The 15,985-nt window shown below is 60.1% G+C and carries 12 protein-coding genes; all 12 read left to right on the plus strand.

Annotated elements, in window-relative coordinates:
* Nucleotides 1–153: 153 nt before the first annotated feature.
* The 12 genes from MA04_RS17305 (at nucleotide 154) to MA04_RS17360 (ending at nucleotide 15,981) form a co-directional block, all read left to right on the plus strand.
* A complete protein-coding gene (locus MA04_RS17305) occupies nucleotides 154–1,017 on the plus strand; it encodes a branched-chain amino acid ABC transporter permease (RefSeq protein ID WP_262461800.1) in 864 nt (287 codons plus the stop codon).
* Nucleotides 1,017–2,072, plus strand: a complete 1,056-nt coding sequence (locus MA04_RS17310; protein ID WP_262461802.1) for a branched-chain amino acid ABC transporter permease — start codon at nucleotides 1,017–1,019, stop codon at nucleotides 2,070–2,072. Before MA04_RS17305 ends, MA04_RS17310 begins: the two co-directional genes overlap by 1 nt.
* Entirely contained in the window at nucleotides 2,065–2,832 is a 768-nt protein-coding gene (locus tag MA04_RS17315) for an ABC transporter ATP-binding protein (protein WP_022994064.1), read from the plus strand. The genes MA04_RS17310 and MA04_RS17315 overlap by 8 nt, the downstream gene beginning before the upstream one ends.
* Nucleotides 2,819–3,526, plus strand: a complete 708-nt coding sequence (locus tag MA04_RS17320) for an ABC transporter ATP-binding protein (protein WP_262461805.1) — start codon at nucleotides 2,819–2,821, stop codon at nucleotides 3,524–3,526. Before MA04_RS17315 ends, MA04_RS17320 begins: the two co-directional genes overlap by 14 nt.
* A gap of 116 nt (nucleotides 3,527–3,642) precedes the next feature.
* The gene (locus tag MA04_RS17325) at nucleotides 3,643–4,806 is read left to right on the plus strand and encodes an ABC transporter substrate-binding protein (protein ID WP_262461806.1); all 1,164 of its coding nucleotides are present in this window, start codon (nucleotides 3,643–3,645) and stop codon (nucleotides 4,804–4,806) included.
* A gap of 325 nt (nucleotides 4,807–5,131) precedes the next feature.
* Nucleotides 5,132–7,216, plus strand: a complete 2,085-nt coding sequence (locus MA04_RS17330) for a 3-hydroxyacyl-CoA dehydrogenase NAD-binding domain-containing protein (RefSeq protein ID WP_262461808.1) — start codon at nucleotides 5,132–5,134, stop codon at nucleotides 7,214–7,216.
* Nucleotides 7,217–7,294: 78 nt separating this feature from the next.
* Nucleotides 7,295–8,491 carry an acyl-CoA dehydrogenase family protein gene (locus MA04_RS17335; protein ID WP_163121396.1) on the plus strand — a complete coding sequence of 399 codons (1,197 nt, stop codon included), beginning with the start codon at nucleotides 7,295–7,297 and terminating at the stop codon, nucleotides 8,489–8,491.
* A gap of 10 nt (nucleotides 8,492–8,501) precedes the next feature.
* Entirely contained in the window at nucleotides 8,502–9,641 is a 1,140-nt protein-coding gene (locus MA04_RS17340; RefSeq protein ID WP_163121394.1) for an acyl-CoA dehydrogenase family protein, read from the plus strand.
* A 144-nt stretch (nucleotides 9,642–9,785) separates the two neighbouring features.
* The gene (locus MA04_RS17345; protein WP_163121393.1) at nucleotides 9,786–10,814 is read left to right on the plus strand and encodes an NADP-dependent oxidoreductase; all 1,029 of its coding nucleotides are present in this window, start codon (nucleotides 9,786–9,788) and stop codon (nucleotides 10,812–10,814) included.
* A gap of 162 nt (nucleotides 10,815–10,976) precedes the next feature.
* On the plus strand, nucleotides 10,977–12,419 hold the full coding sequence (locus tag MA04_RS17350) for a DHA2 family efflux MFS transporter permease subunit (protein ID WP_262461811.1): 1,443 nt from the start codon (nucleotides 10,977–10,979) through the stop codon (nucleotides 12,417–12,419).
* The gene (locus MA04_RS17355) at nucleotides 12,416–13,336 is read left to right on the plus strand and encodes a ketopantoate reductase family protein (RefSeq protein ID WP_163121389.1); all 921 of its coding nucleotides are present in this window, start codon (nucleotides 12,416–12,418) and stop codon (nucleotides 13,334–13,336) included. Before MA04_RS17350 ends, MA04_RS17355 begins: the two co-directional genes overlap by 4 nt.
* A gap of 131 nt (nucleotides 13,337–13,467) precedes the next feature.
* Nucleotides 13,468–15,981: a TonB-dependent siderophore receptor gene (locus MA04_RS17360; protein ID WP_262461812.1), complete on the plus strand. Its 2,514-nt coding sequence runs from the start codon at nucleotides 13,468–13,470 to the stop codon at nucleotides 15,979–15,981.
* Nucleotides 15,982–15,985: the final 4 nt, after the last annotated feature.

A 15,985-nucleotide genomic window follows, 5' to 3' on the forward strand; every position in this document is an offset into this window, starting at 1 on the left:
TGAAAGTATGCCGGCGAGAGCGTCCGTACCATAACAACCCAGAAAGTGAAGCGTGCCATTTGACGGTAGAGAGTGGCAGTGGACGGTGGCGGTGGAGCGTCACTGGATAACTACACAAGGCGCGTTTCATTATTATTATAAGGAGTCGCAGTTTTGGACTTGTTTCTGCAGCAAGTGCTCAATGGCCTGACCCTGGGAAGCATATATGGCCTGATTGCCCTGGGCCTGACCCTGGTCTATGGCATTCTCCATGTTCCCAATTTCGCCCACGGTGCGCTGTATATGGTGGGGGCCTACGTGGCTTACTTCACCATGGTGGACCTGGGGCTGAACTACTGGCTGGCGATGATCGCCGCCGGTGCGGTAGTGGCCTTCCTTTCCGTTCTTTGTGAGCGTCTCGTCTTTCACCCGCTGCGTCATGCGCCGCCCATTCACGACAAGATCGCCGCCATCGGCATCCTGTTGTTTCTTGAGGCGGTGGTGCAGATGTACTGGGGCGCGGATTTCCGCCGCATGCCCACGCCCTATAACGAGATCCTGCATTTCGGCGGTCTCACCATTCCGGCCCAGCGTCTGTTGATCATCGCGGGTGCCTTCGGCCTGATGGGCGCCTTGCACCTGTATCTGAAAAAGACCATGACCGGCGCCACCATCATCGCCATGGCGCAAAACCGGGAAGGCGCCTTCCTGGTGGGTATCGACGCCAACCGCGTGGCGATGATGACGTTCGCCATCGCCGGCATGCTGGCGGCGGTGGGCGCGACCCTGTTCGCACCGATCAACCTGGTCTATCCGGCCATGGGGCACCTGCTGATCATGAAAGCCTTCGTGATCATTATTCTCGGCGGTATGGGCAGCATTCCCGGTGCCATCGTCGGTGGCCTGATCATCGGTTTCGCCGAAGCCCTGGGCGGTTTCTACATCTCCAATGAGTACAAGGACGTCATCGCCTTCGCGTTGCTGGTGGTGATTTTGTCGGTGAAACCCACCGGGCTGTTCACCAAGGGGGTGCGCTAATGGATCGCCTGATGAATTTCCTGGTCAGCCCGGTGCTGAAATGGGCCTTGCTGGTGTTGGCGGTGGTGTTTCCGCTGATCTCCGACAACGAGTACCACATCTACGTGATGGCCACGGCCTTTATCTGGGCCATCGCCGTTTACGGTATGAACATCATCACCGGTTACTGCGGCCAGCTGAATCTGGCTCATGGCGGCTTCTTCGCCATCGGCGCCTATGTGGTGGCGATCCTGACGGTGGATCACGAGTGGGCGTTCTGGCCGGCGTTCATCGCCGCCGGTCTGGCCGGCGCCATCTTCGGTTTTCTGGTCGGCGTGGTATCCCTGCGTCTGAAGGAGCATTACTTCGCCATCTTCACGTTGTGTGTGGGCTTCATCATTTACCTGCTGCTGGAGAAATGGGAAGAACTCACGCACGGTTCCCTCGGCATTATCAACATTGCCCCGCCGGAAGGGTTCGGTTTGGTGGATTTCACCGAGACCGTGCCGTTCTACTACCTGGTGCTGGCGTTCCTGGTGTTGTCCGTGTGGCTGGTGAGCCGCCTTTCCCGTTCTCTGTTGGGCCGGACTTTCCTGGCCATCCGCATCAGTGACGACCTGGCGCAATCGCTGGGCATCAACCTGATGCGCAACAAGGTTCTGGCGTTCGTGCTGTCCACCGTTTACGCCGCTTCGGCCGGCGCCTTGTACGCTGGTGTGGTGCGTTTCATCGGCCCGGCGGAAGCGGACGTGGTGCATACCTTCGACATGATCACCTACCTGCTGGTAGGCGGCATTGGCACCTTGATGGGGCCGCTGCTCGGTACCCTGGCAATCACCTGGCTGACGCAGATGCTGCAGTCCCTGGAAGAGTACCGCATGATCATCTTCGGCCCGATGCTGGTGATTCTGGTGATCTTCTTCCCGCGCGGTATCGTCGGCGGTTTCCTGACCTGGCGCGGACGTCGCCTGGCCAATAAAGCGTCTCAACAGGGCCAGGACGGGAAATCCCAAACCACTGTCAATACTCCCAGCACGCCCAACGCGGACAAACAGGAGGCCGGCAACAATGCTTAAGATCAGTAATCTGACCAAGCGTTTCGGCGGCCTGGCGGCGGTCAATAACGTCAGCGTGGAATTTCCCGCCAATCAAGTGAACGCCATCATCGGCCCCAACGGGGCCGGTAAAAGTACTTTCTTCAATCTGGTGGCCGGAGCGATGCCGCCCAGCGAAGGCAAGATCGAATACCAGGGCATGGACATCACTGGCATGGCGCCGGACCGGATTGCCCGTCTCGGCGTGGCGCGGACTTTCCAGACCACCATGCTGTTCGATCAGTCCACCGTGCTGGACAACCTGATCGTCGGTCACCGGCTGCGCACCCAGTCGCGCCTGTGGGACGTGATCATCAACTCCAAGCGTCTGCGTGACGAGGAGAAGAAGTGCCGCTCCCGCGCCGCCGAGGTGCTGGACTTCGTCGGGCTGTCCCATATCGGCCATCGCTACATCGCCGATATCAGCCAGGAAGAGCGCAAGCGCGTGGCCTTCGCTCTGGCCATGGCCACCGATCCGGAACTGGTGCTGCTGGATGAACCGGCCGGCGGTATCAATCCCGAGGAGACGGAGAATCTGGCCGACCTGATTCGCAAGATGGTCAAGCACGGCATCACCGTCTGCCTGATCGAGCACAAGATGGATATGATCATGAGCCTCGCGGACAAGATCATGGTGCTGGACCACGGCGAGAAGATCGCCGAGGGAACCCCGGAGCAGATCAAGAACGATCCGGTGGTCATCGAGGCTTACCTGGGGAGTGAACAAGATGTTGAAGCTTGAAAACGTCGACGCCAAGTACGATAGCTTCAAGGCCCTGGATAAGGTCTCCATGACCGTGGGGCAGGGTGAACTGGTGGTGCTGCTGGGGGCCAATGGCGCCGGCAAGACCACCTTGTTCAATACCATCAGCGGTCTGCTGAAGCCCTCCGCCGGCAGCATCACCCTGAACGGCGAGGACGTGACCGGACGGCGACCGTCCGCTCTGGTGCAAGCCGGCGTGGTGCAGTGTCCGGAAGGCCGCAAGCTGTTCCCGGAAATGTCGGTGATGAAGAACCTGGTGCTGGGCGCTTACGTGCATCGCCGTGACAAGGCCGGCATCAAGAAGACCCTGGACCAGGTGCTGGAGATGTTCCCGATCCTGGAAGAGAAGAAAAATCAGGCGGCGGGATCGCTCAGCGGCGGCCAGCAACAGATGGTGGCGATCGGCCGGGCCCTGATGGGGCGTCCGAAACTGATGCTGCTGGACGAACCGTCCCTGGGACTGGCGCCACTGGTGGTCAAGCAGATGTTCGAGACCATCCAGACCATCAATCGCGCGGGCACCACGGTGTTGTTGGCGGAGCAGAACGCCTTTGCCGCGCTGAAGATCGCCACCCGTGCCTATGTGATCGAGAACGGTCGCCTGGTGATGGAAGGGGACCGCGATGCCATGCTTGGTAACGAGGCGGTGCGTAAAGCCTATATCGGTGCCTGATCACAATCCGATTAGCGGCCCCTGGCGGCCTCTGCTCGGTGCTTTATGATCGTCAACGTACGTTAGCGTGATGTACTACAACAATGGTGATCCCTACAAAAAATGGGAGTGAAGTAATGAAACTGAAGAAAACGTTTGTTCGCCTGGCCACCGCCAGTGCTCTGGTTATGGGTATGGGGGCCGTCAACGCCGCCGAAGTCAACATCGGCTTTACCGGTCCGCTCAGCGGCGGCGCGGCGCTGTACGGTGAGAATACGCTGGAAGGCCTGCGCATGGCGGCCGAGGAAATCAATGCCGCCGGTGGCGTGAAAGTCGGTGGTGAAAGCTACGAAGTCAACATCGTTTCCCTGGACGACAAATATTCCCCGAGCCAGGCGGCGGTGAACGGCAAGCGTCTGGTGCAGCAATACAAAACCCCGGCGGTATTCACCCCGCATTCCGGCGGCACCTTCGCGTTGCAGGCATTTAACCAGCGTGACGGCTTCATTGTCATGTCCTACACCTCGATCCCGTCCGTGACCGAGAAGGGCAACAAGCTGACCGTGAAGATTCCGCCGTCCTTCACCGACTACATCGAGCCGTTCTCCAAAATGGCCATGGAAACGTCCGGCAAGAAAGTGGCGGTGGCCAACGCCACTCACGACTACGCCAAGTACTGGACCAAGGCGTTCGTACCGAAGTGGGAAGCCATGGGCGGTGAAGTGGTCGCCGACAACCCGATGGACTACAACAAGTCCGCCGACTTCTACACCGGTGTGAGCAAGGTGCTGGCGGCCAAGCCGGACGTGCTGTTCATCGGGGGCGCCTCCGAGCCTACCGGTCTGGTGGTGCGTCAGGCCCGTGAGCTGGGCTTCAAGGGCAGCTTCATCCTGATGGACCAGGCCAAGATCGATGAAGTGGCGAAAGTGGCCGGTGGTTTGCAGGCGGTGGAAGGTTCCGTGGGCGTAACGCCGCTGGGCAGTTCCGAAATCGAAGGGGCGCGCAAGTTCGTCGAGAAGTACCAGCAGAACCACAAAAACGTGGCCACCTCCGAAACCGCTTACAACTACTTCGCCATGCATATGCTGGCGCAAGCCATGCAGGAAGCGGGTTCCGTCGATGATCCGGCCAAGATCCGCGCCGCCATGCCGGCCGCGTTGGAAAAGATTTCGGCCGAGTACAACCCCTACGACGTGAACGGCATTTCCGAAAATGGCGCTCTGGAGACCGATGTGCAATTGGCCCAGGTCGTCGATGGCAAAGTGGTGCTGCGTCGCCTGTCTGATGTTTTGAGTCAGTAGTTTTTCCTAGGCCGTTTCTTCAAGGGCACCCTATGGGTGCCCTTGTCGTTTCCGGCCTATACCCATGGCGTGGTTGGCTCTGTGCCATGGCATGGGTTGGGGGTATGGTATTCAAACGGAATGGTATTGACTGGGACCGGCGACTCGGAATCATCCGCTTCCAAGCCTTGGTCCGATAAATGAAATGATATTCCGAAATAATTGATAATGGGCCGGGTTTTCTTATACTGGGACCCCCCCGGGATCTATCCCGCGCCCGTATTCCCATGGTTTCCGTGACGCTCGTCGTTAAACACGGAGGCCAACCTTTAGGTAAGGAGGAACCATGAGCGAGGTTGTCAGCTACCGCCGTGAAGGCGAAATCGGCGTTATCAGTGTTAATTACCCCCCGGTGAACGCCCTGGGACAAGGGGTGCGCGAGGGCCTGCAGAGCTGTCTGCGGGAAGGGCTGGCGGATGATCAGGCCAAAGCCCTGGTGGTGATTGGTGAAGGCCGTACCTTCCCCGCCGGCGCCGACATCCGTGAATTCGGCAAGCCGCCGGCTGGCCCGGCGCTGCCCGATGTGATCAACGAATACGAAAGCAGCGAGAAGCTGGTGATCGCGGCCATCCACGGCACCGCTCTGGGTGGCGGTCTGGAAGTGGCTCTGGGCTGTGACTATCGTGTCGCTCTGGATTCCGCCAAGGTGGGTCTGCCGGAAGTGAAGCTGGGCCTGCTGCCCGGCGCCGGTGGCACCCAGCGTCTGCCGCGCCTGGTGGGCGCCAAGGCTGCCCTCGACATGATCGTCGGCGGCAACCCGGTCAAAGCCAAAAACGCCCTGCAAATGGGTATTGTTGATGACGTGGTCAGCGGTGACCTGCTGGAAGGCGCTCTGGCCTATGCCCGCAAACTGGTTGCCGACAAAGCGCCGCTGCGTCGCATTCGCGATCTGGACGTACAGACCGAGGAAGCCGATCTGTTCGCCAGCTACGAGAAATCCATCGCCCGCAAACAACGTGGTTTCAAAGCCCCGTTCCACTGCATCAAGGCGGTGCAGGCGGCGGTGGAACTGCCGTTCGAAGACGGCATGAAGCGTGAGCGCGAGCTGTTCGGCGAACTGCTGGTCAGCTCCGAGTCCGCGGCGCAGCGCCATGTATTCTTCGCCGAGCGCGAAGTGGCCAAGGTGCCCGGCCTGCCCAAGGACACTCCCAAGCGTGAAGTCAACAGCGCCGCCGTGATCGGTGCCGGCACCATGGGCGGCGGCATCGCCATGAACTTCGCCAACGCCGGCATTCCGGTGAAGATTCTGGAAGTGAAGGAAGAGGCCCTGGAAAAGGGCATCGCCATCATCCGCAAGAACTACGAAAACACCGCCAAGAAAGGCCGTCTGACCCAGGAACAGGTGGAGCAGCGCATGGCGCTGATCCAGCCGACCCTGAGCTACGACGACCTCGGTGATGTGGACGTGGTGATCGAAGCCGTGTTCGAGAACATGGACGTGAAGGAAGCGGTGTTCAAGGAACTGGATCGGGTCTGCAAACCCGGCGCCATCCTCGCCACCAACACCTCCACCCTGGACGTCGACCGCATCGCCAGCTTCACCAAACGTCCGCAGGACGTAATCGGCATGCACTTCTTCAGCCCGGCCAACGTGATGAAGCTGCTGGAGAACGTGCGTGGCGAGAAAACCGCGGACGACGTCATCGCCACCGTGATGGACCTGAGCCGCCGCATCGGCAAAGTCGGCGTCCTGGTCGGTGTCTGCCACGGCTTCGTCGGCAACCGCATGCTGCACAAGCGTCAGGCGGAAGCGGTGCAACTGGTCAACGAAGGCGCCAACCCGGCGCAAGTGGACAAGGTACTGTTCGACCTGGGCTTCCCCATGGGCCCATTCGCCATGTCCGACCTGGCCGGCATGGATGTGGGTTACCGCATCCGTGAAGAGCTGCGCAAGGAAAACCCGGAAAACGCGCCGGCGCGTAACTGGACCGACGAGCTGGTGGAAAACGGCCGTATGGGCCAGAAAACCCAGGCTGGCGTGTTTGATTATAAAGAAGGCGACCGCACCCCCGTGCCGTCCGCCGAGGTGGACAAGATCATCGCCAAGTTCCGTGAGGAAAATGGCATCGCCACCCGTGAGGTGACGGATCAGGAAATCCTCGAGCGCTGCATGTACGTGATGGTGAACGAAGGCGCCAAAATCCTGGAAGAAGGCATCGCCGCCCGTCCGCTGGACGTGGATGTGATCTGGATCTACGGCTACGGCTTCCCGGTTTACCGTGGCGGGGTGCTGTTCTGGGCGGACCAGGTGGGCCTGAAGGCGATCTACGACAAAGTCAGCCAGTTCCACCAGGAAACCGGCGATGACGTTTGGAAACCCGCGCCGCTGCTGGAGAAACTGGCCAAAGAAGGCAAGGGCTTCTACAGCTGAAGCAGACAATGAAAATCGCGGCCCCTGGAACGCGGGGCCGCGATGTCAGTGTCGTTGCGAGAACAACGAGAGGACGTTATGGATATTAACTTTACCGCTGAGGAAGCCGCTTTCCGCGACGAGGTCCGCGCCTTCCTGAAAGACAAGTTGCCCGAGGATATTTCCCGCAAGGTCAAGGAACACAAACGCCTTGGCAAGGAAGACACTGTCCGCTGGCAGAAGATTCTCAACGAACAGGGCTGGCTGGCCCTGCACTGGCCGAAAGAGCATGGCGGTACCGGCTGGAGCCCGATCCAGAAGCACATCTTCGAGGAAGAATGTGCCGAGGCCGGCGCCCCCACCGTGCTGCCGTTCGGCGTCAACATGGTCGCTCCGGTGATCATCAAATTCGGTACCCAGGAGCAGAAGGACTACTACCTGCCGCGCATTCTCAAGAGCGAGGACTGGTGGTGTCAGGGTTACTCCGAGCCGGGCGCCGGTTCCGACCTGGCCAGCCTGAAAACCCGCGCCGTGCGCGAGGGCGATCACTACGTGGTCAATGGCCAGAAGACCTGGACCACCCTGGGGCAGCACGCCGACATGATCTTCTGTCTGGTGCGCACCGACCCGGACGCGAAGAAACAGGAAGGCATCTCCTTCCTGCTGATCGACATGAACACCCCCGGCATCACCGTGCGCCCGCTGATCACTCTGGACGGCGAGCACGAAGTGAACGAAGTGTTCTTCGACGACGTCAAAGTGCCGGTTGAAAATCTGGTTGGCGAAGAGAACAAGGGCTGGACCTGCGCCAAGTACCTGCTGACCTTCGAACGTACCGGCATCGCCGGCGTCGGCCAGTCCAAGGCGGCCCTGGCACATCTCAAGCAAGTGGCCGCTCAGCAGATCAGCAACGGCCGTCCGCTGATCGAAGACCCGCATTTCCGCCGCCGTCTGGCCGATGTGGAAATGGAATTGATGTCCTTGGAAATGACCAACCTGCGTACCGTGGCCGCCGCCGAGGCCGGTGGGGTACCGGGGGCGGAAAGTTCCTTCCTGAAAATCATGGGCACCGAGCTGCGTCAGGAAATCACTCACCTGTTCCGCACCGCCGCCGGTCCTTACGCGCTGCCGTTCCTCAACGAAGCGCTGCACGATGATTTCGACGGTAACTATGTCGGTCCGGAGTTTGCCGCTTCGGTATCCGCCCGCTACTTCAACTTCCGTAAGCTCTCCATTTTCGGGGGCTCCAACGAAATTCAGAAGAACATCATCTCCAAGATGATTCTCGGTCTGTAAGGAGGCGATCATGGATTTCAAACTTAGCGACGAGCAGCGCATGCTCGAAGAGACCGTCGGTCGCCTGGTACGTGATACCTATACCTTCGAGGTCCGTAACAAGAGCCTGGAATCCGAGCAGGGATTCAGCGCCGACGTCTGGCAACAGTTCGCCGAGCTGGGCCTGTTGGGCGTACCGTTCTCCGAGGAAGCCGGCGGCTTCAACGGCGGCGGCGCGGAACTGATGGTGGTGGCGGAAGGCTTCGGCCGTGGTCTGGTGGTGGAACCGTACCTGGCCACCGTGGTGCTGTGCGGCACCCTGGTGGACAAGCTCGGCAGCGACCAGCAGAAAGAAGCTCTGGTTCCGGCGATCATCGGCGGTGAAACCCGCCTGTCCCTGGCGCTGTATGAGCCGAATGGCCGCTACGAGCACAACCGCGTCACCACCAGCGCCAAGAAAGACGGCGAAGGGTATGTCCTGAACGGCGAGAAAGCCGTGGTCATTAACGGTGACAGCGCCGACCAACTGGTGGTCATCGCCCGTACCGCCGGTGCCGAGGACGATCGTGAGGGCCTCAGCGCCTTCCTGGTGGATGGCAACGCCGCTGGCGTCAGCCGTCGCGGTTACCCGACCATCGATGGCCTGCGTGCCGCCGAAGTTGTCCTCAAGGACGTGAAAGTCGGTGCCGACGCGCTGCTGGGCGCGGAAGGCCAGGCCATTGACGCCCTGGAAGATTCTCTGGCACTGGGTCTGGTGGCGCTGTGCGCGGAAGCTTCCGGCGCCATGGAAGTGGCCTGTGACCAGACCCTGGAATACATCAAGGAACGCCAGCAGTTCGGCGTGCCGATCGGTAAATTCCAGGCGCTGCAACACCGCATGGTGGAAATGCGCATGGAACTGGAAAAAGTGCGTTCCATCACCATGCTGGCCGCCTGCAGCCTGAACGAGTCACGTGAACTGCGTGACAAGCGTTTGGCCGCGGCCAAGGCGCAGGTCGGCAAATCCGGCCGTCGCGTGGCGGAGGAAGCGATCCAGCTGTTCGGCGGCATGGGCATGATGGAAGAAACCCCCATCTCCCACTACGCCAAGCGCATCGTGATGATCGACCATCACCTGGGCGACAGCGAATACCACTTCGGCCGGCTGGAAAGCCTGCTGGACGTGGAGTAACAAAAAAGGGCGGCCGAGAGGCCGCCTTTTTTTCAGTTAATAGTGAACAGTTAAGCCCCCTGTGGGAGCTTGCCTGCAAGCGAATACCCCAACGTTACCTATCCACTATCAATTGATTAAATAATAAAATTCGGGAGAATTTGTATGACCGTGAATCGCCAGATCATTCTCGCCAAGCGTCCGGAAGGCATGCCGGACGAATCCAACCTGGTCCTGCAGGAAGGCGCCGTGCCGGAGTGTGGTGACGGCCAGGTACTGGTGCGCACCATTTATCTGTCCCTGGATCCGTACATGCGTGGCCGCATGAGCGCGGCCAAGTCCTATGCCGCCAGCGTCGAGGAAGGCGCGGTGATGGAAGGGGGCACCGTGGGGCAGGTGGTGGAATCCCGCCATCCGGATTTCAACCAGGGTGACTACGTGCTCGGCCGCGGCGGTTGGCAGGAGTACTCCGTGGAGCAGGGCAAGGCACTGCGCAAGCTGGATCCGGCGCAGGCGCCGATCAGCACCGCCGTGGGCGTGCTGGGCATGCCGGGTTTCACCGCCTACGCGGGCTTGGAAGAGATTGGCAAGCCGCAGCAAGGCGAAACCGTGGTGGTGTCCGCCGCCGCCGGAGCGGTGGGGCAGGTGGTGGGCCAGATCGCCAAGATGAAAGGGTGTCGGGTGGTCGGCGTGGCTGGTGCCGAGGACAAGTGTCGCCAGGTAGTCGAGGCTTACGGCTTCGACGCCTGCGTCAACTACAAGGACGATGACTTCGAGAAGCAATTGGCCGAAGCGTGCCCCAATGGCATTGACGTTTATTTTGAAAACGTTGGTGGCAAGGTGTTCGACGCGGTGATGGGGCTGGTCAATGATTTCGCCCGGATCCCGGTTTGCGGCCGTATCGCCCACTACAATGACACCGGCCTGCCGCCGGGACCGGATCGCCTGCCCGCGTTCATGGGCAAGATTCTGGTCAAGCGGCTGCTGCTCAAGGGCTTCATCCAGTTCGATTACATCCACCGTGCCGCCGACTTCCAGCGCGACATGAGCGCCTGGATTCGCGAAGGCAAGGTGAAGTATCAGGAAGATGTGGTCGAAGGTCTGGAAAACACGGTATCCGCGTTCCAGGGCCTGCTGCAGGGCAAGAACCGTGGCAAGCTGCTGATTCAGGTGGGTGAAGACCCGACTCGCTGATCGCGGAGTTGCCGGCACGCAAACACGCCTGCACGCCATACTTGCAGCGAAAGCGGGCTCGGAAACGTCTCACTGCTCGGCAAGGTGGGGCGCCCACAAGCCTTTTCTGGAGCGCGCCTTTTCGCGTGTCAGCGTGTTGCGTGTCAGCGTGCTAGCGGATTTATGCCCACTATAGAACAGCTTTTCGAACGTCATGGTCCCCGCTATCGCTGGCTGGCCACCGCCACCGTCATGCTGGGCACTTTGTCCATGGTACTGACCTCCACCATCATCAATGTGGCGGTGCCGGCGATCATGGGCGAATTTCAGCTCGGCCAGGATCAGGTGCACTGGCTGGCCACCGCTTTTCTTGCCGCCATGACCGTCGGTATGTTGGTGAACGCCTGGTGTCTGGCCCGTTTTGGTTCCCGCCGTACTTTCATCTGCGCCATGGTGATCTTCATCATGGCGTCGGTGGTAGGCGGATTCAGTCAGAACTTCGCAATCCTGGTGGCGGTACGGGCGGTGCAGGGCGTCATGGCCGGTCTGATACAACCCCATGCCCTGGTCACCATCTTCCAGGTGTTCCCCTGGAACAAGCGCGGGCAGGCCATGGGCATCTACGGCATGGGCGTGGTGCTGGGGCCGGCGGTGGCGCCGGCGCTTGGCGGTATCCTGGTGGACACGCTGTCCTGGCGGGCGGTGTTCTTCGCCGTGCTGCCCAGTTGTTCGCTGGCGCTATTCATGGCCTCGCGTTTTTTACCCGGCACCGCTCACGCCCGTAACCACCGCCTGGACTGGTTGGGCATAATCCTGCTTGGTGTCGGACTGACCGCGTTATTATGGGCGTTGGCGGGGCTGGCCCGGCGCGGTTTGGATGATCCGGTGTTGCTCACCGCCCTGATCGGCGGGCCGCTGATCATGGGTCTATTCGCCGCCTGGCAGCTTCGCCATCCTTACCCGCTGTTCGATCCGCGCGTGTTCCGTTATCCCGGTTTCGCCGGCGGTTTTTTTGTCGCCATGGTGATGGGCGCCGGCGTGTTCGGCACCACTTACCTGATGCCGCTGTACTTCCAGCAGGTGCAGGGCATGACGGCCACGGACGCGGGCTTTATATTGATTCCCGCCGGTATCGCCATGGCGATCATTTTCCCTTTGTCCGGTCATCTTTCCGACCGCCTGCCAGGAGCGGTGATGATCACCACCGGGCTGCTGTTGATGCCGGTGAGTCTGCTGTTGCTAAGGGCGGCGGATATCGGCACCAGCGTGGTTTGGCTGATGTTCTGGGTCGCCCTGGGCCGAGTGGCGCTGGGATTGATGATGCCGCCAGTGAATACCGGATCACTGTCACTGCTGCCGCCGGAGATGATCCCGCAGGGGTCCGGGGTGGTGAATTTCGCTCGCCAGATCGGAGGCGCTCTGGGCGTGAACCTGAGTGCCATCTGCGTACAATTTTTCAGTGACCGTCACTGGCATGCTCACCCGGAAGCGGGCCATCCCCACGCTTTCGAAGTCGGTTTTGACGACGCTTTTTTAATTACGGCGTCGCTGTTCATTCTGGCGCTGTGGCCGCTCGCGTGGATGTCGCGCGGACAGCGCCTTAAACGCACGGAGACCTCACAATGAACCAACAACCCCATGTTCTGATCATCGGCGCCGGTGCCATCGGCAGCTTCTACGGCGCCATTCTCAAGCGCGCCGGCTGTACCGTAAGCGCCGTGGTGCGTTCCGAGTACGATGCCATCCGGGACGGTGGCTTTCAGTTCGAGAGCCCGCTCGGAGATATTTCCTGGCGACCGGATCACCTGTATCGGGACGGCGATCAGGCCGACAGCAAACCGGACTATGTGATCCTCGCCACCAAGGTACTGCCGGACTCGGACCGCGCCGCGCTGATCCGCCCGTGGTTGGGGGAGGGCACCGGCATCGTGTTGATTCAGAACGGCCTGGATATCGAGCGGGAACTGGCCGAGGCCTTCCCCAATAACCCGATCATCAGCTGTCTGGCGTTCATCGCGGTCAGCCGGGTGGCGCCGGGCCAGATCAAACACAACGCCTACGGCCGCCTGGTCATGGGGCGTTTCCCGGAAGGCATCGACGAACATTGTTCGCGGCTGCGGGATCTGTTCGTGGAAGGCGGCATCGACATCAAGCTCACCGAACAGGTGGTGGGCGAACGCTGGCTCAAGTGCGTCTGGAACACGCCCTTCAACCCGCTGTCGGTGCTCGCCAACGGTGCCGACACCTACACCATTCTGGACACTCCGGGGGGTGAACAGCTGATCCGTGACCTGATGGCGGAGGTCATGGCGGTGGCCGAAGCCGACGGCCATCCGTTGCCGCCACAACTGCCTGACAGCAACATCGCCGGCACCCGCAAAATGCCGGCCTATAAAAACAGTATGGCGCTGGATTACCTCAACGACCGCCCCATCGAGCTGGACGCCATCCTCGGCAATGTGGTCGCCATTGCCCATCGCCTGAACGTTCCGGTACCGCGCCTGGAAACCGTCCTGGTGACCCTGCGCATGCGTCAGGGCTGACGCCTTTCCCATGGAAGGGATGGCCCGCCTCTTTTAACGCTTTGTTGTTGATGAGAATCAATACCATCTATACAATCGAGAATTATTATCAACCGTTAATAATTCTTCCGGATTGATCTCAGGATACACCAATGCGTATATGGCGTTTTCCGGCGGCCACTCGTGCCGCCGTTCTATTGTCTTTTGCCTGCTGTCTCAGCCTGGTTGCCAGCGCCGTATCGGCACAATCCACCGAGCCCTCTTACAATCATCAGCACCAACGCGTGCGGATCGCGCTGCCAGCGCAAAAGCTCGGCCCCTCCCTGTCGGCATTGTCCCGCCAGACCGGCGTCGAGATTCACTATCCCGCCGGTGTCGAGGGTAAAGTCGGCAATGCCGTCAATGGCACCATGTCGTTTGATCAAGTCCTGCGCACAATGTTGGCGGGCTCCGGGCTCACCTATACCTTCAGCGAAAATGGCGTGGAAGTAGGGCGGCAGGGCGAGCCCCACCGGATCGAGGCGGTTGAGGTCACCGCGGACACGCCGATGGAGGAATACGCCTGGGGCGCGGCGAGCATGGGTTATATCGCTACGCATTCGGCGTCCGCTACCAAGACCGATGCGGCGGTGCTGGAAGTACCACAATCGATTTCCGTGGTGACCCGCCAGGAGATGGAAGACCGTGGTGCCGATAGCATCATGGACGCGGTCCGCTATAGCGCCGGTGTCAGCACCGAGCTGCAGGGTATAGACAGTCGTGTGGACGACATCATCATTCGCGGCTTTGATGCCAGCAGTTGGTCCAGCAACATGTATCTGGATGGTCTGCGAATGCCGAAAGGCGGGCAGTGGACCACGCCACAGGTCGATGCCTATGGCCTGGAGCGGGTTGAAATTCTGAAAGGGCCGGCGGCGGTGCTTTATGGCCAGGTCGCTCCTGGTGGCCTGGTTAACATGGTGGCCAAACGGCCGTCTTTCGACCACCAGAACGAGGTGACGGTCTCTCGCGGCAGTTTCAACCAGACGGAAGGCACCTTCGACCTGGGCGCGACCCTGGACAAGGACGGCCGCTGGCTGGGGCGCATTGTCGGCTCCTACAACGACGGCGATTCCCAGGTGGATGAAACCGAACTGAGCCGGACCTATATCGCGCCGAGCGCTACCTGGTTCATTTCCGATAACACCGACATCACTTTCCTCAGCTACTATCAAAAGGACGACGGCGGTTCCACCTACCAGTTTTTGCCGTTGAAAGGATTAAAATACCGTACCGGCAGAGGTTATATCGATCGCGATACTTTCCTCGGCGAGCCGGATTGGAACGTCTATGACAGGGAGCAGTGGGCGCTGGGTTACGATTTCAACCATCGTTTCAATGATGTCTGGGCATTCCGGCAGAACGCCAAGTACAACCATGTGGAAAGTCTGTTCAAGACGGTGGTATCAGCGACTTTTACCAACGGAGGGTGGAAGGATGACGATGGCAACATCGCCCGGCGCGGGGTCAAAGGCGTCGGTGACCTGGACAGCTATGCCGTCGATAACCAATTCATCGCTGACTTCGACAGTGGTGCCGCCCGTCACAACCTGATCTTCGGGGTTGATTATCTGCATACCGATTGGACCCATGCCCGCTACGGCGTGACCGCGACTATTTCCGACATCAATGTATTCGATCCGGTGTACGGCGGTGCCGCTGGCTTTGGTGACAACATGAGTACGCAAAGCGATTACGATGTGTCAGAGCGCCAGACCGGTATTTATCTTCAGGATTTGATCTCCATCGGTAATTGGCACTTTACCGCCGGTCTGCGTCAGGACTTTTACGATAACACCACCTATGACAAGGCCTCGGCGAATAATGACGACAGCGATGATACTGACGATCATGCCCTGACCTGGCGGGTTGGTGGCGTATACGAGTTTGAGAACGGGCTGGCGCCTTACGCCAGTTACGCCACTTCCTTTGAGCCGATGGCCGGCGTCGCTTCCAATGGCAAAGCGTTTGATCCGTCGGAAGGGAAGCAATATGAAATCGGCGTGAAGTATCAACCGCCGCGTAGCAACAGCCTGGTCACGCTGTCCGCTTTCGACCTGCGCCAGACCAATCTGACCGCGGGCGATTTGAATCCCCCGGTCGGGGCCGACTGTATTGATGATACCGATCCCAACAACCCGGACATCAGTGCCTGTGAGCGTCAAACCGGTGAAACCCGAACCCGGGGCGTCGAACTGGAAGCCAAAATGTGGCAACGGCAAGGCGCCAGTGTGACCGCCAGTTATACGTTGCTGGACACGGAAGTGGATGATTCCGATGCCGACGTTGATGGTAACGAAAAGGCCTATACCCCACGCAATATGGCCAGCCTCTGGGTGGACTACAAATGGCGGCAGGGGCCACTGGCTGGTCTCGGTATTGGCGTTGGCGCCCGTTATATGGACCGGGTCTACGGCGATGCGGAAAACCTCTACAGCGTGGACAGCTATACCCTGTACGACGCCTCCATTCGTTATGACATGGGCGCAGTGGGCTGGCGTGGCGTCGAGCTGGCCCTGATCGGGCGCAATCTCAAGGACGAGGAATTCCTTTCCTATTGCAACTCCTTCGGCTGCTCCTACGGCTCCGCCCGCAACATCACCGCCAGCGTTAAATACCGTTGGTAACCGG

The sequence above is a fragment of the Alloalcanivorax balearicus MACL04 genome, assembly GCF_025532145.1.
Taxonomy (GTDB): Bacteria; Pseudomonadota; Gammaproteobacteria; order Pseudomonadales; family Alcanivoracaceae; genus Alloalcanivorax; species Alloalcanivorax balearicus.

Bases quoted from the DNA above. Each gene is read 5' to 3' on its own strand.
- MA04_RS17310 (WP_262461802.1), top strand. From the start codon at position 1,017: ATGGATCGCCTGATGAATTTCCTGGTCAGCCCGGTGCTGAAATGGGCC.
- MA04_RS17315 (WP_022994064.1), top strand. From the start codon at position 2,065: ATGCTTAAGATCAGTAATCTGACCAAGCGTTTCGGCGGCCTGGCGGCG.
- MA04_RS17320 (WP_262461805.1), top strand. From the start codon at position 2,819: ATGTTGAAGCTTGAAAACGTCGACGCCAAGTACGATAGCTTCAAGGCC.
- MA04_RS17325 (WP_262461806.1), top strand. From the start codon at position 3,643: ATGAAACTGAAGAAAACGTTTGTTCGCCTGGCCACCGCCAGTGCTCTG.
- MA04_RS17330 (WP_262461808.1), top strand. From the start codon at position 5,132: ATGAGCGAGGTTGTCAGCTACCGCCGTGAAGGCGAAATCGGCGTTATC.
- MA04_RS17335 (WP_163121396.1), top strand. From the start codon at position 7,295: ATGGATATTAACTTTACCGCTGAGGAAGCCGCTTTCCGCGACGAGGTC.
- MA04_RS17340 (WP_163121394.1), top strand. From the start codon at position 8,502: ATGGATTTCAAACTTAGCGACGAGCAGCGCATGCTCGAAGAGACCGTC.
- MA04_RS17345 (WP_163121393.1), top strand. From the start codon at position 9,786: ATGACCGTGAATCGCCAGATCATTCTCGCCAAGCGTCCGGAAGGCATG.
- MA04_RS17350 (WP_262461811.1), top strand. From the start codon at position 10,977: ATGCCCACTATAGAACAGCTTTTCGAACGTCATGGTCCCCGCTATCGC.
- MA04_RS17355 (WP_163121389.1), top strand. From the start codon at position 12,416: ATGAACCAACAACCCCATGTTCTGATCATCGGCGCCGGTGCCATCGGC.
- MA04_RS17360 (WP_262461812.1), top strand. From the start codon at position 13,468: ATGCGTATATGGCGTTTTCCGGCGGCCACTCGTGCCGCCGTTCTATTG.